This is a genomic window from Streptomyces sp. NPDC088745, from assembly GCF_044751045.1.
GTDB classification, from domain to species: Bacteria; Actinomycetota; Actinomycetes; order Streptomycetales; family Streptomycetaceae; genus Streptomyces; species Streptomyces cremeus.
On the sequence record NZ_JBIVLB010000015.1, the window covers coordinates 34,926 to 57,039 of the forward strand.

Annotated in this window: 23 protein-coding genes and 1 pseudogene; 14 read left to right on the forward strand and 10 right to left on the reverse strand. The window is 74.3% G+C overall.

What is annotated here, in order from left to right; genetic code table 11:
- The first annotated feature begins 82 nt into the window (after positions 1-82).
- A complete protein-coding gene (locus ACIP93_RS30280; protein WP_401763786.1) occupies positions 83-604 on the forward strand; it encodes an AAA family ATPase in 522 nt (173 codons plus the stop codon).
- A gap of 194 nt (positions 605-798) precedes the next feature.
- Here the strand turns inward: ACIP93_RS30280 and ACIP93_RS30285 are convergent.
- Positions 799-1,563, reverse strand: a pseudogene (locus ACIP93_RS30285) (alpha/beta hydrolase fold domain-containing protein); the annotation flags it as partial.
- 160 nt (positions 1,564-1,723) lie between these two features.
- On the reverse strand, positions 1,724-2,281 hold the full coding sequence (locus tag ACIP93_RS30290) for a quercetin 2,3-dioxygenase (protein WP_401763789.1): 558 nt from the start codon (positions 2,279-2,281) through the stop codon (positions 1,724-1,726).
- Positions 2,282-2,476: 195 nt separating this feature from the next.
- Between ACIP93_RS30290 and ACIP93_RS30295 the strand changes: the two genes are divergently transcribed.
- The 6 genes from ACIP93_RS30295 (at position 2,477) to ACIP93_RS30320 (ending at position 7,261) form a co-directional block, all read left to right on the forward strand.
- Positions 2,477-2,968 carry a MarR family winged helix-turn-helix transcriptional regulator gene (locus ACIP93_RS30295; protein ID WP_401763792.1) on the forward strand — a complete coding sequence of 164 codons (492 nt, stop codon included), beginning with the start codon at positions 2,477-2,479 and terminating at the stop codon, positions 2,966-2,968.
- Positions 2,969-3,106: 138 nt separating this feature from the next.
- Complete coding sequence (locus tag ACIP93_RS30300) at positions 3,107-3,424, forward strand: hypothetical protein (protein ID WP_345227697.1); 318 nt, start codon at positions 3,107-3,109, stop codon at positions 3,422-3,424.
- A 50-nt stretch (positions 3,425-3,474) separates the two neighbouring features.
- Positions 3,475-4,287 (forward strand): class I SAM-dependent methyltransferase, encoded by an 813-nt coding sequence (locus ACIP93_RS30305; RefSeq protein WP_401764084.1) that lies wholly within the window; start codon positions 3,475-3,477, stop codon positions 4,285-4,287.
- 60 nt (positions 4,288-4,347) lie between these two features.
- Positions 4,348-5,427 carry a dihydrodipicolinate reductase gene (locus tag ACIP93_RS30310; RefSeq protein ID WP_345227699.1) on the forward strand — a complete coding sequence of 360 codons (1,080 nt, stop codon included), beginning with the start codon at positions 4,348-4,350 and terminating at the stop codon, positions 5,425-5,427.
- A gap of 5 nt (positions 5,428-5,432) precedes the next feature.
- A complete protein-coding gene (locus tag ACIP93_RS30315) occupies positions 5,433-5,912 on the forward strand; it encodes a carboxymuconolactone decarboxylase family protein (RefSeq protein ID WP_401764087.1) in 480 nt (159 codons plus the stop codon).
- Between the two features lie 404 nt (positions 5,913-6,316).
- Positions 6,317-7,261 (forward strand): DUF4344 domain-containing metallopeptidase, encoded by a 945-nt coding sequence (locus tag ACIP93_RS30320; RefSeq protein ID WP_401763797.1) that lies wholly within the window; start codon positions 6,317-6,319, stop codon positions 7,259-7,261.
- Here ACIP93_RS30320 and ACIP93_RS30325 read toward each other — a convergent pair.
- On the reverse strand, positions 7,258-7,854 hold the full coding sequence (locus ACIP93_RS30325; protein WP_401763799.1) for a GrpB family protein: 597 nt from the start codon (positions 7,852-7,854) through the stop codon (positions 7,258-7,260). The two genes, ACIP93_RS30320 and ACIP93_RS30325, sit on opposite strands and share 4 nt — an antisense overlap.
- 380 nt (positions 7,855-8,234) lie before the next feature.
- On the opposite strand from ACIP93_RS30325, the gene ACIP93_RS30330 reads away from it, so the two are divergent.
- Positions 8,235-9,050, forward strand: coding sequence for an alpha/beta fold hydrolase (locus tag ACIP93_RS30330; protein ID WP_401763802.1), 816 nt, complete (start codon positions 8,235-8,237; stop codon positions 9,048-9,050).
- A 190-nt stretch (positions 9,051-9,240) separates the two neighbouring features.
- On the forward strand, positions 9,241-10,671 hold the full coding sequence (locus tag ACIP93_RS30335; protein ID WP_401763805.1) for a CoA transferase: 1,431 nt from the start codon (positions 9,241-9,243) through the stop codon (positions 10,669-10,671).
- 19 nt (positions 10,672-10,690) lie between these two features.
- Here the strand turns inward: ACIP93_RS30335 and ACIP93_RS30340 are convergent, their stop codons facing one another.
- Positions 10,691-11,899: an epoxide hydrolase family protein gene (locus ACIP93_RS30340; protein WP_401763807.1), complete on the reverse strand. Its 1,209-nt coding sequence runs from the start codon at positions 11,897-11,899 to the stop codon at positions 10,691-10,693.
- Between the two features lie 143 nt (positions 11,900-12,042).
- Here ACIP93_RS30340 and ACIP93_RS30345 point away from each other — a divergent pair, with 143 nt between their 5' ends.
- The 3 genes from ACIP93_RS30345 (at position 12,043) to ACIP93_RS30355 (ending at position 14,069) form a co-directional block, all read left to right on the forward strand.
- Positions 12,043-12,615, forward strand: a complete 573-nt coding sequence (locus tag ACIP93_RS30345; RefSeq protein WP_401763809.1) for a CGNR zinc finger domain-containing protein — start codon at positions 12,043-12,045, stop codon at positions 12,613-12,615.
- A gap of 58 nt (positions 12,616-12,673) precedes the next feature.
- Complete coding sequence (locus ACIP93_RS30350) at positions 12,674-13,402, forward strand: 4'-phosphopantetheinyl transferase family protein (protein ID WP_401763812.1); 729 nt, start codon at positions 12,674-12,676, stop codon at positions 13,400-13,402.
- A 79-nt stretch (positions 13,403-13,481) separates the two neighbouring features.
- Complete coding sequence (locus ACIP93_RS30355; RefSeq protein ID WP_401763814.1) at positions 13,482-14,069, forward strand: GNAT family N-acetyltransferase; 588 nt, start codon at positions 13,482-13,484, stop codon at positions 14,067-14,069.
- Positions 14,070-14,124: 55 nt separating this feature from the next.
- Here the strand turns inward: ACIP93_RS30355 and ACIP93_RS30360 are convergent, their stop codons facing one another.
- The 5 genes from ACIP93_RS30360 to ACIP93_RS30380 all read right to left on the reverse strand — a co-directional run bounded on the left by ACIP93_RS30360 (position 14,125) and on the right by ACIP93_RS30380 (position 18,620).
- Positions 14,125-15,702: a PLP-dependent aminotransferase family protein gene (locus ACIP93_RS30360; protein ID WP_401763816.1), complete on the reverse strand. Its 1,578-nt coding sequence runs from the start codon at positions 15,700-15,702 to the stop codon at positions 14,125-14,127.
- Positions 15,703-15,734: 32 nt separating this feature from the next.
- Complete coding sequence (locus ACIP93_RS30365) at positions 15,735-16,454, reverse strand: phenylalanine--tRNA ligase beta subunit-related protein (protein ID WP_345227726.1); 720 nt, start codon at positions 16,452-16,454, stop codon at positions 15,735-15,737.
- Position 16,455: 1 nt separating this feature from the next.
- On the reverse strand, positions 16,456-17,058 hold the full coding sequence (locus tag ACIP93_RS30370) for a LysE family translocator (protein WP_401763821.1): 603 nt from the start codon (positions 17,056-17,058) through the stop codon (positions 16,456-16,458).
- A gap of 157 nt (positions 17,059-17,215) precedes the next feature.
- Positions 17,216-17,866: a GNAT family protein gene (locus tag ACIP93_RS30375; protein WP_345227730.1), complete on the reverse strand. Its 651-nt coding sequence runs from the start codon at positions 17,864-17,866 to the stop codon at positions 17,216-17,218.
- A 169-nt stretch (positions 17,867-18,035) separates the two neighbouring features.
- Positions 18,036-18,620, reverse strand: a complete 585-nt coding sequence (locus ACIP93_RS30380; RefSeq protein ID WP_401763824.1) for a CGNR zinc finger domain-containing protein — start codon at positions 18,618-18,620, stop codon at positions 18,036-18,038.
- A gap of 295 nt (positions 18,621-18,915) precedes the next feature.
- Between ACIP93_RS30380 and ACIP93_RS30385 the strand changes: the two genes are divergently transcribed.
- Together ACIP93_RS30385 and cutA are read left to right on the forward strand one after the other, a co-directional pair.
- A complete protein-coding gene (locus tag ACIP93_RS30385; protein WP_401763826.1) occupies positions 18,916-19,401 on the forward strand; it encodes a hypothetical protein in 486 nt (161 codons plus the stop codon).
- Positions 19,402-19,425: 24 nt separating this feature from the next.
- Positions 19,426-19,794 (forward strand): divalent-cation tolerance protein CutA, encoded by a 369-nt coding sequence (gene cutA / locus ACIP93_RS30390; protein WP_401763829.1) that lies wholly within the window; start codon positions 19,426-19,428, stop codon positions 19,792-19,794.
- Positions 19,795-19,809: 15 nt separating this feature from the next.
- Here cutA and helR read toward each other — a convergent pair whose 3' ends face one another.
- Entirely contained in the window at positions 19,810-22,038 is a 2,229-nt protein-coding gene (helR, locus tag ACIP93_RS30395; RefSeq protein ID WP_401763832.1) for an RNA polymerase recycling motor ATPase HelR, read from the reverse strand.
- Between the last annotated feature and the right edge of the window lie 76 nt (positions 22,039-22,114).

The window sequence follows — 22,114 nt, forward strand, 5'->3', positions numbered from 1 at the left end:
ATGGCTGAGCGCGATCGTGAACGGGGACGGGGACGGGGACGGGTGTACGGGCGCGGGGTGTTCTAGCGTCCCTCGCACTCGCATGAATTCCGTTGGCAGTGCCGATACGCGGCTGATCGTTCTGCGGGGCAATTCCGCTTCCGGGAAGTCCTCCGTGGCCGCCGAGATCCGACGCCGGTACGGGCGGGGGCTCGCGATCGTGGGGCAGGACAATCTGCGCAGGGAGGTGTTGCGAGAACACGATGTGCCCGGTGGGGCGAACATCGGGCTCATTGACGTGGTGGCGCGGTATGCCTTGGAACACGGCTTCCACGTGGTCGTGGAAGGCATCCTGTACGCCGATCGGTACGGAGCGATGCTGGAGGCGCTCCGGCGGGATCATCGCGGGACGACGCGCATGTACTACTTCGACGTGCCGTACGAGGAGACGCTGCGGCGGCACGGGACGAAGCCGCAGGTGACGGAGTACGGAGACGTGCGACTACGGGAGTGGTACCGGGGGTTGGACGTGCTTCCGGGGGCGATTGAGGAAGTCGTTCCGGCGTCCAGCAGTCTGGCGCAGACGGTGGGGCGGGTGATGGCGGAGGCCTTCGGGGCGGGGTAGGTGTCTGCGGTGGGTTTGCTCGCGGGCAGGGGGGGTTCCGGTCCGGTGCAGGGTGTGCGGGCTGCGGGCTGTCTGGACAGGGGCCCGGCCTCCACCTGAACCCGTGAGCGGGAGGTCGTCGCATGTGGCCGACGGCAGTGGGCTGTCCGCCCGCGAAGCGGGTATGTGCGTGGAACGCAGAGTTCCGCGAAGGCGAGGGAGCGGTTGAAGACGGCCTCCACGGTTGACCCCGGTACGCCGTGCCAGGCGTGGTCGGCGTCCGGGACGGTCCAGAGGTCGACGGGGGAGGCGGAAGTGTTGCGCAGGGCCGTCGCCAGGGATGTGCTGTGCGAGCAGTCGACCATCGTGTCCGCCTCGCCGTGGATGAGGAGGAAGGGCGGCGCGTCGGGGTGCACCCGGGCCAGCGGGCTCGCCTCGCGGGCGCGGTCCGGGGCGGCGGCCGGGGCGCCGCCCAGCAGGAGGGCCTCGGGGGTCGCCGGGGCTTCGGGGGTGCACGGGCCGCGCGGGGAGGTCAGGTCGCTCGGGCCGTACCAGACCACCGCCCCCGCGAGCCCGGGTGCGGTCAGGGCCGGCAGCGACGCGAGGTGGCCGCCTGCCGACTCGCCCCAGACCACCGTCCTGGCCGGGTCGGTCCCCAGCTCCGGACCGCGCAGCCCGAGCCGGCGCAGGGCCGCGTGCAGGTCGTCGAGCGGGGCCGGGAACGTGGCCTCGCCGCTCAGCCGGTAGTCCGCGCACGCCACCGCGAAGCCCGCCGCCGCCAGGCGGGCGAACGGGCCGGGGGACCGGTCGCGGGTCCGGAAGCCCATGTCGTCGCGCCGCCCGCGCCGCCATCCTCCGCCGTGCACGAAGAGCACGAGGGGCGCGGGTGCGGGCGTCGGCGGCGTGGGAAGCCAGAGGTCGAGTTCGAGCGGGCGGCCGCCGGGGACCTCGGCGTAGGGGATGCCGCGCACCTCCCGCACCGAGGACGGGGGGTCCGGGAGGGGTGCGTGATCGGGATGCGGGGCCGCGATCAGTTCCCGTACGGAGGGCTCTCGTACGGAAGTCCGTGTACGGAAACCCCTTGTGCGGAGGCCTCTTGTGCGGAAAGCCCTCGTGCGGTGGGCGCGGGCGTGCGTCCCGTCACCGGGTCCGCCACTCGTGGTCGCGCAGGAAGCGCACGTCGAACTGTTCCGGCACGCTGCCGAACTTGTGCGGTTCCGGGATCACCGGCTCGCGCGGCAGGCCGAGCGCGTCGGCCGGGGCGCCGAGCGTCTCGAAGAAGCGCTCGAAGGTGCCGCCGGGGCCGGCCGCGACACCGACGACCTGGCTGTGCTCGCGCTCCATGCGGTACGCGTGCTTGCAGTTCTTCGGTACGAAGCCGAAGTCGCCCGGCGTGAGCAGCTTCTCCTGCTGGACGCCCTCGGTGTCCTCGACGAACAGCCGCACCGCGCCCTGCGTGACGTAGAAGACCTCGTGCGTGTCGGCGTGCACGTGCGCCGGGATGATGTCGCCCTTCGGGCCCTCCACGGTGAAGAAGTTGAAGGTGTTCTCGGTCTGCTCGCCGCCCGCGTAGACGGTGATCAGGTCGCCGAAGAGGTGTGCGCGGTCGCCCTCGCCCTTCTCGATGAAGTACGGCTTTGTGGGATCGGCCGGTATGCGCGATGCGGTGCGGTAGCGGGTGGCGTACTCGATGGTCATGCGGGCCCCTTGCGTCGTTCGGCGGTCACATGGAATGTCAGGCAGCCTGACATGTGAGATGGGGAAGAGGCAAGCTCCGCGTGCCGGGGGCCCGTGTGCGGGAGGGCGGGGGGCTGTTTGCCTGAGTGCGGTGTTCCGTGTGCCTGGATACGATTCCGGTTCCGCCCGTGCTCACCCGAGGAACCGACGCAGACCATGCCTCCGACCCGCCGCCACGGCTTCCCGCACCTGTTCAGCGATGCCCGGCGCTGGTTCGAGGAGGGGCTGCTGGCGGCGCTGGAGGAGGCCGGGGTCGTCCCCGTGTCGCCGACGCAGGTGCAGTTGTTCGCCGTACTCGACGAGGACGGCACGACCGTCTCGGAGCTGGCCCGGCGGATGAGCGTCACCCGGCAGACCGCGCATCAGGCGGTGCACGGGCTCATCGCCGCCGGTCTGCTCGAACAGCTTCCCGACCCGGAGTCCGCCCGGCGGCGTCTGGTGCGGCGCACCGCGGAGGGGGAGCGCACGCACCGGCAGGCGGAGGACGTGCTCACCCGGCTGGAGGGCGTGCTCGCGGACCGGATCGGCGCGGAGGCGGTGGCCGCGATGCGGGCTTCGCTGGAGCTGGACTGGGGGAGCCCGTTGCGGGCGGAGGCGGGGCAGCCCGAGGCCAGGCAACCCGAGGCGGGGCAGTCCGAGGCGGGCTGACCGGCCCATGCGGCGGGCCCGTATCGGTCAGGGTGTTCGCCCTCGCCCGTCGCGGCGCGCACCGGCCGGGGGCGGTTCCCGGCGGCGCCGCTCGCCGGCCCACCGATTTAGCCCGCCCTGCCCGGGTACGGTCCCAGGATGACCACCTACGTCGTCACCCTCCCCGGCACCCTGCTCGACAAGCTGACTCCCGCCGCCCACGCGACCCTGCTGCGCGAGCTGAGCCCCGCCGACCCCCGGCACACCGCGCTCGGCGAGGCGGAGGACATGGACAGGCTCACCCTGGACGAGGAGAACTCCACCTTCGTCATCCGCCTCGAAGTGCAGGCCGCCACCACCGGCGAGGCCGAGACCGAGGCCCGCCGGATCGCCGAGACGGCCCTGCGCGCGGCCGGTCTGGACGAGAACGCCGCGCCCATGGGCCCCGCCGCCCTGTCCGGGATCGACACCGAGTGAGCGGGGCAGGGCCCCGGGGCTCCGAGGAGTTCGCGCCCGCCGTACGCACGATGATGCGGGCCAACGAGGCGAACTGGGACGCCCGCACCCCCGTCCACCTCGCCAGCCGCTTCTACGACGTCCACTCGCCCGAAGCCCGCCCCGAGCGCTGGTTCGCGGAGTACGAGTGGGCCGACCTCGGAGACCTCGCCGGACGCGAGCTGGCGCACCTCCAGTGCCATCTCGGTACGGAGACCCTGGCCTTCGCCGCCAAGGGCGCCCGCACCACGGGCCTCGACCTCTCCGGCGAGTCCGTCGCGGCGGCCCGCCGGCTGGCCGCCGACGCCGGGCTGCCCGTGACGTACGTCCAGGCGAACGTGTACGACGCCCAGGAGGTGCTGGGCGCCCACCGCTTCGACGTCGTCTACACGGGCAAGGGAGCCCTCTGCTACCTGCCCGACCTCGACCGCTGGGCGCACACCGTCGCCGCGCTGCTGCGTCCCGGCGGACGGCTGTACCTGGCCGAGTTCCACCCCGTGCTCAGCTCCCTCGGGCCGTCCCCCGCCCCCGGTGAGGGGCCCGAACTCCTGTTGCGGGACGACTGCCTGGACGGGCGGGGCGCCGTCCGCAGGGACGCCACGTACACGTACACCGACGGTCCGCCCGTCCAGGACGCCACCGAGTGCTTCGAGTGGACCCACGGGCTGGGCGAGGTCGTGACCGCCCTCGTCGGCGCGGGGCTGCGGATCGTCCGGCTGCGGGAGAGCGACGAGCTCCCGTGGCCGCGCTGGCCGGACATGGTCCGCACCCCCGGCGGCTGGTGGAGACTGCCGGACACCGCGCCGCGCGTACCGCTGCTGTACGCGTTGCTCGCGGAGAAATGACGAGCGGCGGTATGCGCACGGCTATGGGAACCTCGGCACCCCCGCGCTACCCTCCGCCGCATGATTCCCACGGTCGTCTGGGGCACGGGGAACGTCGGCCGCGCGGCTGTCCGTGCCGTCGACGCGCACCCGGAGCTGGAACTCACCGCCGTACTCGTCCACGACCCGGCCAAGGTCGGGCGTGATGCCGGGCACCTCGCCGGAATGGGGAGGGAGGTGGGGGTGCGCGCGGTCGACGACGTCGGCGCGGTGCTGGCCGCGCGGCCCCGGGCGGTCGTCTACGCGGCCTCCGGCGACCTGCGTCCCGACGACGCCCACGCGGACGTCGTCAGGGCGCTGCGCAGCGGAGCGGTCGTCGTCACGCCCGCGCTGTACGCGCTCTACGATCCGCCGAGCGCCCCGCCCGAGCTGGTCGAACCCCTCCAGGAGGCCGCCGAGGCGGGCGGCGGCGCCCTCTTCGTCTCCGGGGTCGATCCGGGGTGGGGGAACGATGTGCTGCCCCTGCTCGTCAGCGGGCTCGGGAGCAGGATCGACGGCCTGCGCTGCCAGGAGGTCTTCGACTACTCGACGTACGACCAGCCGGAGTCGGTCCGCGATCTGATCGGGATGGGGCGTCCGCTGGACTACGCCGCGCCCATGCTGACGGAGTCCGTGCCGACCATGGTGTGGGGCGGGCAACTGCGGCTCATGGCCCGGGCCCTGGGTGTCGAGATCGAGGAGATACGGGAGACGGTGGCCCGGCGGCCGCTGGAGCGGACCGTCACCACCCGCACCATGGGCGCGTTCGAGGCGGGGACGCAGGGCGCGGTGCGGTTCGAGGTGCAGGGGGTGGTGGGGGGCGTGCCGAGGCTGGTGATCGAGCACGTCACCCGCATCCATCCGTCGTGCGCGCCGGACTGGCCCACGCCGCCGGACGGCGTCGGGGCGCACCGGGTGATCGTCGAGGGGCGGCCCCGTATCGAGGTCACCGTCGAGGCGAGCGACGAGGACGAGAACCGCTCGGCGGGCGGCAACGCCACGGCGGTGGGGCGGCTGGTGAACGCGATCGACTGGCTGGTCGGGGCCCCGGCCGGGATCTACGACGCACTGGACGTGCCCCTGCGGGCGGCGCGGGGGCGGCTGGGGAGGGGTTCGGCGTGAGCGGCATCGAGATCGACGTACCGGAGGGCAAGGACCCGATCGAGTACGTGTGGGGTGACATGGTGCCCGGCATCGGCCCGGCCGCGGCGGACTTCTCGCTGGCCGTGTACGCCCATACGACGCTCGGACTGCGCGAGTTCGAGGCGGCGCGGCTGCGGATCGCGCAGCTCAACGGGTGCCTGTTCTGCCTGGACTGGCGGACCGACCGGAACGGCGAGAAGGTCGAGGAGGGGTTCGCGGGGGCGGTCGAGGAGTGGCGCACGGCCGACTCGCTCGACGGGCGGACACGGCTGGCGGCGGAGTACGCCGAGCGGTACGCCCTCGATCACCACGGCCTGGACGAGGAGTTCTGGGAGCGGATGACGGGGAGCTACTCGCAGGGCGAGATCGTGGAACTGACCATGTGCCTGGGCTCCTGGCTGGCGTTCGGGAGGCTCAACCGGGTGCTGGGACTGGACGCGAGGTGTGTGCTGCCGGGGCACTGAGGGCCCGCTGCCTCCAGCCCGATCGGCATGCCGCGCGCGGCTGCCCTGCGAGGACCACTGCGCGCCGCCGACGATCACCCCCGGGGCGGGGGGATGCGGCGAGCGGTCGGTGTGGGCGGGGAGGAGGGGCGTCAGTCGCGGAAGAATTTTCGGGTAGGGGTGCATGCCCGTCGTGGGCGGGGGAACAAGCCCCTTCGACCCGAGCTCGCAGGCACATCCCCCCGGCCTGCTGAGCACCCTGGATGCCCCTCGGCCACTCCCCCCGGCCGCGGGGCATCCGTCTGTGCGGGCGGCCCGGACGTCTGCCTGGCCGGCGGCGGCGAGAAGTCTTCGGTTTGCCGGTCCCTCCGGTCCCTTCAGTCCCCGCCCGGGCCCCGGCGCACGGTCTGGGACAGGATGGGCGGATGACTCTCGGCGATTCGGGTGCGCGGAGGCGCGGCGGGCGTGCGCGGAACCGTGCCCGGAGGGCCGTGCTGGTGCTGGGCGCCGCTCTGCTGGCGGCGACGGCCTGTGCGGGGCCCGGCGGGGCGGAGCCCGGGCCGGATCGGCCGGTCGTGGGGGAGCCGGCGGAGCGGCCGGTTCTCGCCGTGCGGTACGAGGCGCCGGCCGCCGCCGACCGGCCCGGGGTGCGGTTCCTGCACGAGCGGCGGGTGGTGCGGGCGGCCGAGGCCGCGTTGGGTTCGCTGCTGGACTGGCGGGGGCGCGAGCCGATCGCCCTGCTGACGCGTTCCTGCGCGGGGGACGGCTCTTCGTACGACCCGGAGAAGCGCCGGATCGAGCTCTGCTACGACGAGATCGCCGAGACGCGTACGGCCCTCCGGGAAGGCGGGCAGAGGGCGACCGACGACGAGGTGGCGGCCGTACTCCTCGAAACGCTGTACCACGAGGTCGCGCACGCTCTGGTCGACCGGGCCGGTGTCCGGGTCGCGGGCAACGAGGAGGACGCGGCGGACCGTTTTGCCGCGCTGATGCTGCTGCGGGAGGGGGAGGCCGGGGTGCGGCGGGTGCTGTACGCGGCTGACGGGTGGGCGGTGCTCGCCGAGCTGTACGAGGACGATCCAGAGGGTGCGGGGGAGGGCACGGCTACGGCCGGGGGAGGGCACGGTGGGCACTCGTCCGACCGTGACCGTGCCGTCTCCCTGCGCTGCTACGCCTACGGTGCCGTCCCCGCTTCCCGCCGCCACCTGCTCGGCCTCACCGGCCCGCGCGCCCTGCCCGCCGCGCGGGCGGCCGGATGTGCCGACGAGTGGAAGGGCGTGCGCGAGGGGTGGATGAGGGCGCTGGGGCCGGTGTTGCGGACGGAACCCCCAGTAGCCGGCCCCGGAGACGGGCGGGCCCTCGGGGGCTAGGGCTTCCAGCCGGTTGCCGCAGCCCAGGGTTCCGCGACCGTGATCACCAGGTCGACCACCGGGTCCTTCACGTCCGCGTACACGTCCGTGCTGTCGACCACGCCCGCGAGTTCCTGCTTGAAGCGGGCGTACGACGCGATGGCCTCCGGGTGCGCGCGGAACCAGTCGCGGAAGAGGAGCGCGAAGCGTTCGTTGGGCGAACCTGTGCGGCGCACGTGCAGGTTGACGGCGGAGTGGCCGGCGGCCTCCCGGCGCGTCCAGAGCCGTTTGGTCCAGCGCGCCGGGTCGTCGTCGAGACCTGCCGGGACGTGGTCGTGCCGGTGCGGGGAGAGCTGGAAGCCGCGTGCCGCGAGGGGGCCGCCGAAGGCTGCCTCGGCCGCCGACAGGTCCGCGACGCTCGCCTGGAGGTCGAGGACGGGCTTGGCGGTCATGCCGGGAATCGAGGTGCTGCCGATGTGTTCGACCCGGGCGGCCAGGGGCGCGAGGGCGGTCAGCAGGTCGTCGGTGAGGGTGCGCCCCTGGGCCTGCCAGTCGGCGGAGTGCGGGACGAGGACGGGGCGGGTGGCGCCAGGCTGCGCCGGGGTTCCGGTCATTCGGATGAGTCTAGGAGGGGGCGATCGGTCGGTAGGGTGCGGGCGGTGGTCGCGTCGGCACGGCGGAGGGCGGGGATCGTATGACCGGCGAGTGCGCGGCAGGGGCGACCAGTGGCCCGGTGGCAGGGGCGACGAGCGGTCCGGTGCCGGGGGCGGACGAGCTGACACCGGAGGGAAGGCGGTTCGGGCCCGTACCGGGGGAGAGGCTGCCCGGGGCGGCGCTGGAGAAGGGGGCCGGACTCGTGCCTGAGGGGACGCGGTTCGGGTCGGCGCTGGAGGAGGGGCCCGGACCTGTGCTGGAAGGGAGAGGGTCCGGGCCGCCGCTGGAGGCAGGGGGCGGGGTGGTGCCGGAGCGGCAAGGTGTGGCGGCCTTAGGGGCGGTGCGACATGCCCCACTGGTACGGCACTTCACCTTCCCCTCGGACGGTGAGCTCCTCGCCTGCGCCCAGGCGGTCCCGGCAGTGAAGGCGGCCCCGGCAGCCCCGGCAACCCTGACCCCCACCACCCTCCCGCCCCACGCCGTACTCGTTCTCCACGGCGCCGGCAACGGTGACAAGCAGAGCCCCACCGTCCTCGCCACGGCCTTCGCCGCACGCGGGCACCACGCCCTCGCCTTCGACTTCTCCGGCCACGGCGAAAGCACCGGCACACTGGGCCGGTCGAGCCTGCGGCGGCGGTTCGAGCAGGCCCGTGCCGTCGTCGACGCCTGTCTGCCCGCCCGAGCCCCCCTCGTCCTCGTCGGCTTCAGCATGAGCGGGCAGACCGTCGCGGACCTCGCCGCGCACTACGGGCCCCGCGTCGCCGCCGTCGGCCTCTGCGCCCCCGCCGTGTACGCGGCACGGGCCTGGCCGGTGGCCTTCGGCGACGGGTTCACCGGGATCATCCGTACGCCCGACAGTTGGCGGAACTCCCCCGCGCTGGACGTCTTCCGGAGGCTGCCCGCCGGCGTGCGCGCGGTGCTGGTCACGCCCGCCGTCGACGCGGTGATTCCACCGGCGGTCACCGAAGCGGTCGCGGGGGCGCTCGATGCGTCGCGCGCCGCTTACGTGCGGATGGTGCTGCCCGCGGCGGACCACCGGCTGAGCCTGTGGTTCGCGGCGGAGGCACGGTCCCGGGAGGAGTTCGTGGACGTATTGCTGAACGGCAGGCCGAAGTCCGGCCCGGCCCACAGCATGGCCCCATGGGATCGGCCATAGCGGGGGTGGGACTCGTGATCGCGCCTCGACCCGGCCTGCCGGACGCCCGACGTATCCGGCGGCGGCCTTCGCCTGAGCGGAGCAGACCCCTCCAGAAAACCGCTCCTGAGCTCAGAGCTGGTGCGGCACGGAGTGTCGGGCCCAGCGGGACTATTGGCACCGAGTGTCAGGCAGCGGCATGCTGAGTGCCATGACGCCTACGGATCACGACGCCGCCACCCTGCACGCCTGGACCGCCGTGGGAGGGCGGCCGGAACTCGTCGGCCGGGTCTCGTACGCCGGTGCCGGAGACGTGCTGCCGGCCAAACTGCCGGTGCGGCAGCTCGCGCGGGCCACGGTCGGGGCGTGCTCGCTGGCCGCCGCCGAGCTGGTGGCGGCGCGCGGCGGGACGGGGACGCCAGGAGAGCGGGCGGCGGCGCAGCGGATACCGGAGGTGCGGGTGGCGGAGGGTGCGGTGGCCACCGCCTTCCACAGCGAGCGTCACCTCCGGATCGACGGCCGGGCGCCCACCGCCTTCGCCCCGCTCTCCGGTTTCTGGCGCACCTCCGACAACTGGGTGCGTACGCACGCCAACTACCCGCACCACCGGGCCCGCCTGCTGCGCGCGCTCGGCATTCCGGACGACGGCTCGCGCGACGACCGTGCGCTGGCCGGGGTGCTGGCCGCCGAACTCGCCACCCGGGAGGCGGCGGAGGTGCAGGAGACGGTGTACGCGGGCGGCGGCCTCGCGGTGGCGCTGGCCCCCGCGCCTGCCGCCGCCCCGGACGAATTGGTTCCGCTGGTGGAGACGCGGGAGGCGGCCGAGCGCGGCTCCCGGCGGCTGCCCGCCCGCGCCCCGGTGGCGGCCCCCGCCGACGGCGTACGGGTCCTGGACCTGACCCGGGTGCTCGCCGGGCCGGTGGCCGGGCGGACGCTGGCGCTGCTGGGGGCCGACGTGCTGCGGGTGGACGCGCCGCAACTGCCGGAGGACGCGGACACGTACGCCGACACCGGCATGGGGAAGCGGTCGACGCTGCTGGACCTCGGCGCGGCCGGGGACCGCGAGGTCTTCGAGGAGCTGCTGGCCACGGCGGACGTGGTGCTCTCGGCGTACCGCCCCGGCGCCCTGGACCGGCACGGGCTGGCCCCGGAGGCCCTGCTGGACCGCCACCCGGGCCTGGTCGTGGCGCAGTTGTCCGCGTGGGGCTGGACGGGGCCCTGGGCGGGGCGGCGGGGGTTCGACAGCCTGGTGCAGGCGGGGACGGGCATCGCGGCGATCGAGGCGACGGGCGCAGCGGCCGCGTCCGGCCGGCCGGGCGCGCTGCCCGCGCAGGCCCTGGATCATGGAACGGGGTATCTGGTGGCGGCGGGCGTACTGCGCGGGCTGACGGAACGTCAGGAGACGGGCCGGGGCCGCCGGATGCGGTACTCGCTCGCCGGTACGGCCGCATGGCTGATGCACGGGGTGCGGCGGGAAGCACCGTCCGAGGGCGCGTACGACGCCCGGCGCTGGATGACGGCCTGCGAGTCCCCGTACGGAAAGCTGGACCACGCGCTGCCGCCGGTGGGCTACCCGGGCGGTCCGGACGGCTGGGCGCGGCCGGTGGGCCTGTGGGGCGCGGACGCCCCGGCCTGGCGTTGAAAAGGGCTCCCCGCCGGTCTCACCCGGGGCCGGGCCCCTGCCGCCCGGCCGCCAGCACCGCCGCGAGTCCGGCCCGCAGGTCCTGGACGAAGGGGGCCGTGACCTCCAGGGACGGGAAGTGGCCCCCGGAGCCGGGTGTGTTCCAGCGCACGATCCGCCGGTACCGTTCCCGCGCCCAGGCGCGCGGGTACTTCTCGATGTCATGCGGATAGGTCGTGATCGCCGACGGGACGTCGACCCGGAGCCCGGGGTCCAGTGAGTCGTGGCTCTCGTAGTAGATGCGGGCCGACGACGCCCCGGTCCGGGTCAGCCAGTACAGGGTGACGTTGTCCAGGACCCGGTCCAGGGACATCGTCTCGAACGGGCTGTCCCAGGTGTCCGACCATTCGGCGAACTTGTCCAGGATCCAGGCGAGCAGCCCGACCGGTGAGTCGACGAGCGCGTAGCCGGTGGTCTGCGGCCGGGTGGCCTGCTGCTTCGCGTACGCCGTGCGGTGGCGCCAGAAGTCGTACGTCTCCTCGGTCCACCGCAGTTCGGCCTCCGTCAGGCCGTCCGTGGTGGTTCCGGGCGGCGGCTGCGCGAGTGTCGTGTGGATGCCGAGCACGTGCTCCGGGAACCTGCCGCCCAGCACCGTGGTGACGACGCCGCCCCAGTCGCCGCCGTGGGCCAGGAACTGGTCGTAGCCGAGCCGTCCCATCAGTTCGACCCAGGCGGCCGCGATCTTCTCCGTCCCCCAACCGGTCGCGTCCGGCCGGTCGCTGTACCCGAAGCCGGGCAGCGAAGGGGCTACGACGTGGAACGCCGGCGCGTCCGGGTCCTGCGGGTCGGCCAGTTCGTCCACCACGTCCACGAACTCCGCGATGCTGCCCGGCCAGCCGTGGGTGAGGACCAGGGGGATGGCGTCCGGGCGCGCGGACCGGCGGTGCAGGAAGTGGATGCCCAGACCGTCGACGGTCGTGCGGAACTGGCCGATCCGGTCGAGGCGCTGCTCGAAGGACCGCCAGTCGTACGCCGTGCGCCAGTACGTCACGACCTCGACGAGGTCGGCGAGCGGAACGCCCTGTTTCCAGCGGCCGGGACCGGGCGCGGCGCGGTGGACCGTCTCGGCCTCCGGCAGCCGCGCGTCGGCCAGCCGGGCGCGCAGGTCGGCGAGTTCGGCGTCGGACGCGCGGGCTTCGAACGCGTGGACGTCGTCGGAGCGACGGGGTGAGCGGGGCGGGCGGGGCATGAGACCTCCTGGCCGTGGTGGAGCCGGTCGGGCCGCAGGGGAGCCGAACGGGTCGTGCCGGAGCCGGTTCGGCCTGTGCTGGAACCGGCTATGACGGTTCTACTCGCTCTTGGCGTCCGCGCGCAACCGGCTAAGGTGGTTCCATGTCTGCTGCCTTCCCCGACTTCCGCCTCGGCGCCGTGCTGGCGACCAGCTTCACGGGAACCCTGTCGGAGCGTCACGGCGGCTCCGTGGAGCGCATCCCCACCCCGGGGCGGCTGGCCGACTGGCTGGCGGTGAGCGGTCTCGCCGTGGACGGCTGCACCCCGGCCCAGCTCGACCTCGCCCGGGAACTGCGGGAGGCGATCCATGCCGCCGCCACGGCCGCCGCCTTGGAACAGGCGCTGCCCGCCTCCGCGGTCCGTGTGATCAACGAACGCAGCGTCCGGGGGCGGGCCGCCGCGATCCTGACCGCGGAGGGCGAGCGCCGCTGGCAGCTCCACCCGGCCACCGGCGTGGAGGACGCCCTCGGCGTGATCGCCGCCGACGCGGTCGGCGTCATCGCGGGCGATCGGGACGGAAGGCTGGCCCTGTGCGCCTCACCGACCTGCCTCGCGGCCTTCTTCGACACCAGTCGCAGCCGCACGCGCAGATGGTGCGACATGAACACGTGCGGGAACCGTCAGAAGAAGGCCCGCTTCCAGGCGAACCGACGCGGGTCGACCGCCGCCCCGTGAGCTCGAACACCCGCGTGAGATGCTGCCCTTCCGTGTTCCGTCCACTCCCGAGGCCGTCATGTCCGCACCCGAACACCGCGCCCCGGCCCCCCTCGCGGAGCCCCGCCCCCTGACCCCCGGCGCCCTCCCCGGGCCGCTCCCGGCGCCCGGCGCCGTCCCCGACCTGTGGTCCCTGCGCATCCTGGCGTACGACGCCCCGGACGCCCCGGAGGCTCTGGTCCTCCTCGATCCCGCCGAGCGCCGGCGGCACTCCGCCTTCCGGCGCGCGGAGGACCGGGTCCGCTATCTCGTCGCGCACGCCGCCCTGCGCGGGCTGGCCGGCGCGTACCTCCGCCAGGAGCCCGCCTCCGTGCGCTTCGGGCGGGAGGACTGCCCGTTGTGCCCCGAGCCGCACGGGCGTCCCTCCCTCCCCGGCAGCGGGCTGCACTTCTCGCTCTCGCACAGCGCGGACCTGGTGATGTTCGCCTTCGGTACGACGCCGGTCGGGGTCGACGTCGAGATACTGCCGTCGCCGGGTCAGGTCGATGAGGTCGCTCAGGTGCTGCACCCCCGTGAGCAGCGGGAGTTGGCCGCCCTCCAGGGCGACGACCCCGCCCGCGCCGCCGCCTTCGGGCGCTGCTGGTGCCGCAAGGAGGCCTACCTGAAGGGCACCGGTACGGGGCTCGCCGTACCTCTGGGCGATACGTACGTCGGGGCCGGGGAGCGGCCGGGGGACGTTCCGGGGTGGCGGATCGCGGACGTCCGGGCCCCCGAGGGGTACGCCGCCGCTCTCGCGTACGTCACCTGAGCCCCTTCCGCATGAGCCCCTTTCGTACTAGAGCAAAAGTCTGTTGCTCCTAGGTCAAACCTTGGCTACGTTGGGGATCATGCCTGCCGAGACCCCGCGCCCCGTCACGCTCACCGGACGCCACGTGCGCCTCGAACCCCTCACCGAGCAGCACCTCGGCGACCTCTTCCTGGCCGGTGGCCGGGACGAGGAGGTCTGGCGGTGGCAGGGCGGTCCGGCGCCGCAGACGGAGACGGAACTCGCGGAACTGCTGCGGAGCGTGCTCGACGGGCCGTACCTGCCGTTCGCCGTGATCCACCGGGAGAGCGGGCGGGCGGTCGGCTGGACGACGTACCTGGACGTCTCGGAGGAGGACGAGCGGCTGGAGATCGGCTGGACCTGGTACGGGCGCGCGTACTGGCGCACCCCGGTCAACACCGAGTGCAAACTGCTCCTGCTCGGGCACGCCTTCGACGACCTCGGCATGGGCCGCGTCCAGCTCAAGACCGACCACCGCAACGAACGCTCACAGGCCGCCATCGCCCGGCTCGGCGCCCGGCGCGAGGGCGTTCTGCGCCGCCACCGCCGCCGCCCGGACGGCACCTGGCGCGACTCGGTCTACTTCTCGCTGCTGGCGGAGGAATGGCCGGAGGCGAAGGCGCGGTTGAGCGCCCGCCTCGGGCGGTGACCCGCTCCGCGCACGCCTTCCGGGCCTGCCGGGCCGCCGGGCCGCACCGGAGTCCTCACGGGGAGCCGACGTACCCGGGCCGCACCGGCTGCCCGGGGCCGGCCAGCTCCCGCAGGGTCCGGCCCAGGATTTCCACGCCTTCCGCGACGGCACCGGCCGGGCCCGCCGCGTAACCGAGGACGAGGCCCGGGCGGCCGGGGAGTTGGCGGTGCCAGGACAGGGGCTGGCACTTCACGCCCCGGGCGAGGGCGGCCGAGGCGAGCTCCGTGTCGGGGACGCCGTGGGGGTACGTCACCGTCAGGTGCAGGCCCGCCGCCGCGCCGTGCACCACCGCGCCCGGCAGGTGCCGCCCGACGGCGGCGATCATCGCGTCGCGGCGTCGGACGTGGCGGCCCCGGAGCAGGCGCAGATGCCGTTCCAGGCGGCCGGACTCCATCAGGTGGGCGAGCACCAGTTGGGGCAGGACGGCGTTGCCGAGGTCGGTGAAGCGCTTCGCCTCGGTGAGGGCCCGCAGGTGGCGGGGCGGCGGCACCATCCAGCCGATGCGCAGGGCGGGGGCGAGAAGTTTGGAGACGCTGCCGAGGTAGCAGACCCGGTCGGCGAGGAGGCCGCGGAGGGCGGGCACGGGGGGACGGTCGTAGCGGTGTTCGGCGTCGTAGTCGTCCTCGAGGATCAGGCCGTGTTCGGCCGTCGCCCAGTGCAGCAGTTCGCGGCGGCGCTCCCCGCTCATCACCACCCCGGTGGGGAACTGGTGCGCCGGTGTGAGCAGTACCGCCGGGGCGCCGGTGGCGCGCAGCGCGTCGACGCGGACGCCGTCCCCGTCGACCGGTACCGGCGGGGTGGTGAGGTCGCCGTGCAGCAGGTGCTGGCGGGTGCCGAGCGAACCGGGGTCCTCGACGGCGACGCTGTGGACGCCGTCGGCGCGCAGCACGGGGTGCAGGAGGGTGAGGGCCTGCGCCGTACCGGCGACGACGAGGACGTCGCCCGGCTCGACCCGGATGCCCCGGTTGCGCCCCAGCCAGTCGGCGACGGCGCGCCGCAGCCGGGGCGCGCCGCGCGGGTCCCCGTACCCGAGGTCCTCCGCCGACAGCCCGGCCAGCACCTCCCGTTCGGCGCGCAGCCAGGCCGCGCGGGGGAAGGCGGTGAGGTCGGGCTGCCCGGGCGTGAGGTCGATCCGTGCCCCGGCAGCCCGCAGGGCGTCGAAGACCTCGGGGCCGGGGGCTCCGGTGAAGAGGGCCGGCGGGGTTGGTGCGGGGGGTCCGTCCTGGCCCCCGGGCGTGAGCAGGGGCGGCCGGTTGCGAGCCGGCGGGAGGCCGAGCGGGGCGGCGACGACCGTGGTTCCGCCGCGTCGGCGGCCCTCGACGTGACCGTCCTCGGTGAGGCGGCGGTAGGCCTCGGTGACCACGCCCCGCGAGACGCCCAGTTCGGCGGCGAGGACCCGGGTGGGCGGCAGCTTGGCGCCCACGACGAGCCGTCCGTCGGCTATCGCCGTGCGGAGCCGCCGGGCGAGCCAGTCCGCCTTGCCGCCGGAAGGGGCGTCGCCGAGGTCCAGTTGGAGGAAGTCGGAGCCGTACGCGGCGGGGGCGGGGACGAGGGCCGCCCGGGTGGGCGGTGCGGTCGTGGCGTCGCTCATCCGGTCCCCCCTCGTCGGCCGGGGCCATGGTGTCACGCGGGGGAGTCCGGGGGGCCGAAGGCGAATTCCGGTGCCCCGGCGGTGAGCAGGGCCGACACTGGGGATGTGGGCCAGTGCGTGGACAGTTCGCCGGTGAGGGACTTCAGCAGCGCCGGAACCGTTTCCGACGCGCCGCCCTCGTGCATGGCCTCCGTGACGACCAGGATGCGGGTGGTGTGCGGGCCGACCGCCGAGTGCCCGCTCTGGCGGTTGGTCCAGCGGCGGGCGTGCGCCCGGTTCGCGGAGTCCACGAAGGTGACCTCGCCCGGGGCGGGGTGTTCCGTGTCGCCGCCGAAGGTGGTGTAGAGCTCGTCGCCGCGGGCGGGCCGCACCTCCAGGAGCGGGCCCGAGACGCGGTCGGCGTCCAGGGCGGCGACCGGGATCGCGTACGCGACGGAAAGGGCGTTGCACAGGTCCACCACGGGGTGGATGCGGGGGAGCGACCCCTCCTTGCGCAGGCGCCGCAGGAGGGACTCGGAGGCGCAGCGGTACTGCGTCGGCTTCAGGCCCAGACGGCTGAAGGTCCGCCGCCAGGCGAGCACTTCGGGCAACTGTCCCTCGGCGGAGTCCGCCAGCCGGTCCAGCGCGCGGGCGGTGTACTCCGCGACCCGCGGGCCGACGTCGGCGGCCGGATGAACCCCGGAGGCGTACAGCGCGCCCGCGCTCAGCTCGGGGTGGGCGGCCCGGATCGTATCGGCGTGACGAAAGCGCACGTCAGGCCACCGCCAGCCGTGCGCCCAGGCCGACGAAGGACACGGCGAACACCCGCCGGACCGCGGTCAGCACGCGGGGCCGGGCCAGCACGCGGTCCCGGACGGCGGCCGCGGACATCCCGTACGCCGCGAAGACGACGAAGGTCAGGGCCATGAACACGGCGCTCAACTCCAGCATCGCGCCCACCGAACCCGACCTCCCGGCAGGCACGAACTGCGGCAGGAAGGCGACGAAGAACATGGTCAGTTTGGGATTGAGCAGGTTCATCAGCACCCCGGAGACGACGACCCGCCCGGCCGGGCGGCGCTCGGCCGGCCCCACCTCCAGCGCCTCCCTGTCGCGCAGCGTCGCCCACGCCATGTACAGCAGGTAGCCGACGCCGAGGTACTTCACCGCCTCGAACGCCACCGGACTGGCGTTCAACAGCGCCGCGAGCCCGGTGACCGAAGCCAGCAGATGCGGTACGACGCCGAGCGTGCAGGCGAAGGCGGCCACCAGACTCGCCCGGCGGCCGTGGGACAGCCCGGCGGCGAGGGTGAACACCACGCCGGGGCCGGGGGTGAGCACCACGGCGAGGGTGGTGAGCAGGAACGCGGGACTCAAGGGGGACCTCCTGGTTTCAAGGTCCTCTCACTCTGGCGCGGTCATGGCCCGCCGAGAAGAGCCAAAGACGACCGTCCCGGCAGGTCCAATCGGGCCCGGTGCCGGGGACGGCGGGCGATCCGGAGGCGTCGTCGGCACGGGTGCCGGCCGAGCCCCGTCAGGCCCCGGAGGGAGCGGGGGACGGGTCCGAGGCGAGGCGGGCGTGGAGGTGTTCGTCGTGGTACTCGCCGTCGCCGAAGCGGTAGGAGGCGCGGAGCGTGCCCTCCGCGGGGAAACCGGCGCGCAGGGCCACCCGGCAGGAGGCCTCGTTCTCGACGGCGTGGGCGAGTTCGAGACGGCGGACGCCCGCCGTGCGGAGCGCCCATTCGGCCGCGGCGAGCGTCGCGCGGGTCGCGAGGCCCCGGCCGCGCGCGGCGGGGAGCAGCCAGTACCCGATCATCCCGAGCCCGTCGGAGCGGTCGGTCCAGCGCACGCCGAGCCCACCGAGGAAGCGGGGGCCGGCGTCGGGGCCCGGGTCCGTGCCGGGGTCCGTCGCGGGGCCGCCGAGCAGCGCGAAGGTGGCGAGGGTGCCGGCGTCCCAGGCGTCCCCCCGTACCTCGATCCACTTGACGGCGGCAGCGCGGTCGGCGGTGCGGAGGGGGTTCCAGAGGGCTGTCCGGGGATCGGCCGCGCCGTCCATCAGGCCCTGTACGAGGGAGGGCACCTCGATGTCCTTGCGGCTCCAGGGCCGCAGATGGGCGTCGCCGAGGTCCAGTGTGGTGGGCGTGAAGGCGCGCGGGTCCGCGGCGGGGGAGGTGGAGGTGCTCATGGCAGCTCTTTCTAGCGGGGGTCGCGGGGGTGGGGCCAGCGGATTTCCCGGCGGAGGGCCTTCGTTCCGTCCGTCGTGCCACGCCGTCGGTGCCGTCCTCGACCTCGCGTACCGGCCGCGTGCGGACGGGACCCACGGGGCGGAGGCGGCGGGCGGCACCCGCGATGCCTCACCGTTGCGCGTCCCGCCGGCGGGCGCGGTGCTTGGCGGCGTGCAGGCGGTTGCCGCACAGGTTCGGGATGCAGTAGCAGCGCCGGCCCGCCTTGCTGGTGTCGACGAACAGGCCCGTACAGGTCGGCGACTGACAGGGCCGGAAGCGGCTGTGGCCGAGCGTGTGCAGCACGCCGAGCAGGCCGGTGCCCACGAGGGCGGCGAGCTCGTCCGCCACGGAGGCGCCGGGGGTGGTGGCGATGTGCCACTGGAGGCGGCCGTCGTCGTCCCGGAGGAGGGAGAGGTCCGACGTGGCCCTGGCGGTGAGGCGGTTGGCGCCCTCGGCGACCTCGTCCTCGGTGGCGGCCTCCAGCAGCGCGCGCGTCTCCTGACGGAGGGCCAGTACGGCGGCCAGGTCGTCCTCGGCCGGGGCCGTCCCCGGCGGCAGCGCGTCAAGTCGTACGTCGTGCTCGGCGAGGAAGGCGGTCAACGCCTCGGGGGTGGTGAGGACTTCGCCGATGTCCGTGCGGACGCGGGCGGAGGTGTTGACGAGGTCCGTGGCGACCCCCGCCCCGGCCGCGTAATGCGAAAACTGAATTTTCAAGCCTTACTCCCGCGTTTTCCGTGCTAGCGTAATGCGTGAAAGGGAACCATACCCCTTAGCGCGTCCCGGGTCGGCCGAGCTGCCGGGCGTGCGGGAAGGACCGTCGCCCATGCGTCCCCTCTTCCGCCGTGTCACCCGGACCGTCAAGGACGTGCTGTCCGGCATCGACGCCGGGCACGCGATCCGGCACGGCGCACCGGCGCCTCCCCGGGCCGGGGCCCCGTCCCCGGCGCGAGCCCAGGGCCCGTCCCGGCCGCCCCGCCCGTTACCGGCGTCACCCACCCCGGGAGGAATCGTGAACACCCTCGAACCCACCGGCACCGCGGCCCTCCTCGCCTACCTCGACGGCCGTCAGACCCGCTGGCGCATCACCCTCGACGCGGCCGTCGACGCCGCCGGGGACGACCCGCGCGCCCGGCTGCTCGCCGTCTTCGACGCCCTGCGCGAGTGGGCCTGCGGCTCCTCCGTCGACGGCTTCCGCAGCAACGCCTTCATCCAGGCCCAGTACGAGTCCGACCATCCGCACGGTGTCGTCCGCGCGGTCGTCGCCCAGCACAAGCGCACCCTGCGCGACCGCATGCTCGCCCTCGCCGAGGCCACCGGCACCCCCGACCCCGGCCTCCTGGTCGACCAACTCCTCCTGGTCTACGAGGGGTCGACCGTCAACCACTCCCTCGGTACGGTCGCCGAAGCCGCCGCCAAGGCCCACCGCACGGCCCGCCAGCTCATCGCCGCCGCCACCCCGCAGCCGCTGGACGCGTTCTGGGCGGGGCGGGCCTGACGCGGGCTGCGTACGCTCGGTGCCATGACGAGCGCGAACCCCATGCCGGACCCGGTCCTCCCTGTCACCCCGTACGCCGTCCTGACCACCACCGCCGACAGCGAGGCCGGGGCCGCCGAGCTGGCGGACCGCGTGATCGGCGAGCGGCTGGCCGCCTGCGCGCAGGTGTACCCCGTGCGGTCCGTGTACCGGTGGCAGGGGGCGGTCGAGCGGGCGACGGAGTGGCGCATCGACTTCAAGACACGCGGCGAGCTCCTCCCCGAACTCACCGCCCGGATCGGCGAGCTGCACGACTACGACACCCCGGAGGTGGTCGCCGTCCCGGTGGTCGCGGGCAGCCCGGCCTACCTGGAGTGGGTCACGGAACAGACGCGGGAGGCGCAGGCCCCGTAGGAGACGCGAGGAGCCTCACGCGCTCGTCAGCACCACCAGCCGCTGCGTCGCCCGCGTCATCGCCACGTACCTGTCCACCGCGCCCGCGATGCCCCCGCCGAAGTTCTCCGGGTCGACCAGCACGACCAGATCGAACTCCAGGCCCTTGGAGAGCGTCGGCGTCAGCGAGCGCACGCGCGGCGAGACCGGCCGGAAGCCGGCGTCGCCGATGACGCACGCCACGCCTTCCGGGTGCTCGGCGAGCCAGCCGTCCAGGACCGCGTCCAGGTCCGCCGCCGCGCCGCGCCCCACCGGGATGCCGTTGCTGCGGATCGACGTCGGCACGTTCGCGTCCGGCAGGGCCTCCCGGATCACCGGGGCGGCCTCGGCCATGACCTCCTCCGGCGTGCGGTAGTTGACGGTGAGCGAGGCCACCTCGATGCGGTCCAGGCCGATCCGCTCCAGCCGCTCCCGCCAGGACTCGGTGAAACCGTGCCGGGCCTGCGCCCGGTCGCCGACCACGGTGAAGCTCCGCGAGGGACAGCGCAGGAGCAGCATCTGCCATTCGGCGTCGGTCAGTTCCTGCGCCTCGTCCACGACGATGTGCGCGAACGGGCCGGCCAGGAGGTCGGGTTCGGCCGTCGGCAGGCCGTCCTCGTCGATCAGGGTGTCCTTGATGTCCTGCCCGTGCAGCATGCCGAGCGCGCCCTCGCTCTCGTCGATCTCGACGTTCTGCAGGATGCTCTCCATGACGTCGGCCCGGCGCGCCCGTTCGGCGGCGACGGCCGCTTCGTGGCGCTGCCTGCGCGCCGAGGACTCGGGGTCGCCGAGCCGCTGGCGGGCCGCGTCCAGGAGCGGCAGGTCGGACACCGTCCAGGCGTGCGGGGCGTCCTTGCGCTGGAGGGCGCGCACCTCGTCGACGGTGAGGTGCGGAGCGCACTTGCGCAGGTAGGCGGGCACCGACCACAGGTCGCCGACCAGGTCGGTCGGCTCCAGGATCGGCCAGGCGCGGTGGAGGGCGCCGATCAGCTCGCGGTTCTGGAGCAGCGAGCGGCGCAGGAGCTGGGGGGAGACGCCCGAGGACTCGCCGTCCTCATCCGCGTCGCTGTCCCCGTCCCCGTACTCGTCCGCGTGCTTGTCCATGAGGATCGTGAGCAGTTCCTCGCGGATCTGGTCGCGGGCCTCGTTGTGCGGAGTGCCGGGTTCCACGGCGGCGAAGGCGGCGGCCCAGTCGCTCGCGCTCAGCCACACGTCCGCCCAGTGCGTGGAGACCGTCATGCCCTCGGCGGGCGGCTCCTCGTACAGCGCGACGGCGGGCTCGATCGCCCGCACCATCGCGGCGGACGACTTCAGCCGGGCCACCTCCGGGTCGGCCTCGGGCAGCGCGTCCGCGCCCTCGGCGACCAGGTCCGCCACGACGCAGGTCCGCACGCCCTCCTCGCCCAGGCTCGGCAGCACGTCGGCGACGTAGTCCAGGTACGGGCGGTGCGGGCCGACGAACAGCACGCCGCCGCGCCGGTGCCCCAGGCGCGGGTCCGCGTACAGCAGGTGCGCGGTGCGGTGCAGGGCGACGACCGTCTTGCCCGTGCCCGGGCCGCCGTCCACCACGAGCGCGCCGCGCGAACCCGCGCGGATGACGGCGTCCTGGTCGGACTGGATGGTGGACAGCACGTCCCGCATCCGGGACGACCGCTCGCCGCCGAGGCTGGCGATGAACGCGGACTGGTCGTCCAGGGCGGCGGCATGCCCCTCCAGGCCGTCGGCGGTGAACACCTCGTCCCAGTAGTCGCTGATCAGGCCGTCGCTCCAGCGGTACCGGCGGCGGCTGGCCAGCCCCATCGGGTGGGCGTGCGTGGCGGCGAAGAAGGGTTCGGCGGCGGGGGAGCGCCAGTCGACCAGCAGCCGCCGGCCCTCGCTGTCGGTCAGGCCGAGCCGGCCGACGTACACCGGCGCGGAGCCGTCGTCCGGTACGAAGTGGCCCAGGCACAGGTCCAGGCCGAAGCGGCGCAGGGTGCGCAGGCGGGCGGTCAGGCGGTGGATCTCGGAGTCGCGGTCCATCGCCTCACGGCCGAGCCGGCCGGGCGCCCTGCGGGCGGTGTCGAGGTTCGCGGAGAGTTCGGCGATCGTGTCGGCGAGGCTCTTCGCGATGGCGGCGAAGTGGGCTTCGTCGGCGCCGATCAGCGCGGGGGCGGACTTGGCGGAGAGAGTGTCGGACAGGTTGAACGCGCTGGAGGGCAGGGGGGGCGTGGCGGCAGCTTCGGACAACGTGGCACGCAACTCGGGGATCTCCCATTTCTGCAAGGTTCTGGTCAGCCCTGATTTCAGCCCCCGTCGACTCGCG

Bases quoted from the DNA above. Each gene is read 5' to 3' on its own strand.
- ACIP93_RS30280 (WP_401763786.1), top strand. From the start codon at position 83: ATGAATTCCGTTGGCAGTGCCGATACGCGGCTGATCGTTCTGCGGGGC.
- ACIP93_RS30290 (WP_401763789.1), bottom strand. From the start codon at position 2,281: ATGACCATCGAGTACGCCACCCGCTACCGCACCGCATCGCGCATACCG.
- ACIP93_RS30295 (WP_401763792.1), top strand. From the start codon at position 2,477: ATGCCTCCGACCCGCCGCCACGGCTTCCCGCACCTGTTCAGCGATGCC.
- ACIP93_RS30300 (WP_345227697.1), top strand. From the start codon at position 3,107: ATGACCACCTACGTCGTCACCCTCCCCGGCACCCTGCTCGACAAGCTG.
- ACIP93_RS30305 (WP_401764084.1), top strand. From the start codon at position 3,475: ATGATGCGGGCCAACGAGGCGAACTGGGACGCCCGCACCCCCGTCCAC.
- ACIP93_RS30310 (WP_345227699.1), top strand. From the start codon at position 4,348: ATGATTCCCACGGTCGTCTGGGGCACGGGGAACGTCGGCCGCGCGGCT.
- ACIP93_RS30320 (WP_401763797.1), top strand. From the start codon at position 6,317: ATGACTCTCGGCGATTCGGGTGCGCGGAGGCGCGGCGGGCGTGCGCGG.
- ACIP93_RS30325 (WP_401763799.1), bottom strand. From the start codon at position 7,854: ATGACCGGAACCCCGGCGCAGCCTGGCGCCACCCGCCCCGTCCTCGTC.
- ACIP93_RS30335 (WP_401763805.1), top strand. From the start codon at position 9,241: ATGACGCCTACGGATCACGACGCCGCCACCCTGCACGCCTGGACCGCC.
- ACIP93_RS30340 (WP_401763807.1), bottom strand. From the start codon at position 11,899: ATGCCCCGCCCGCCCCGCTCACCCCGTCGCTCCGACGACGTCCACGCG.
- ACIP93_RS30345 (WP_401763809.1), top strand. From the start codon at position 12,043: ATGTCTGCTGCCTTCCCCGACTTCCGCCTCGGCGCCGTGCTGGCGACC.
- ACIP93_RS30350 (WP_401763812.1), top strand. From the start codon at position 12,674: ATGTCCGCACCCGAACACCGCGCCCCGGCCCCCCTCGCGGAGCCCCGC.
- ACIP93_RS30355 (WP_401763814.1), top strand. From the start codon at position 13,482: ATGCCTGCCGAGACCCCGCGCCCCGTCACGCTCACCGGACGCCACGTG.
- ACIP93_RS30360 (WP_401763816.1), bottom strand. From the start codon at position 15,702: ATGAGCGACGCCACGACCGCACCGCCCACCCGGGCGGCCCTCGTCCCC.
- ACIP93_RS30375 (WP_345227730.1), bottom strand. From the start codon at position 17,866: ATGAGCACCTCCACCTCCCCCGCCGCGGACCCGCGCGCCTTCACGCCC.
- cutA (WP_401763829.1), top strand. From the start codon at position 19,426: ATGACGAGCGCGAACCCCATGCCGGACCCGGTCCTCCCTGTCACCCCG.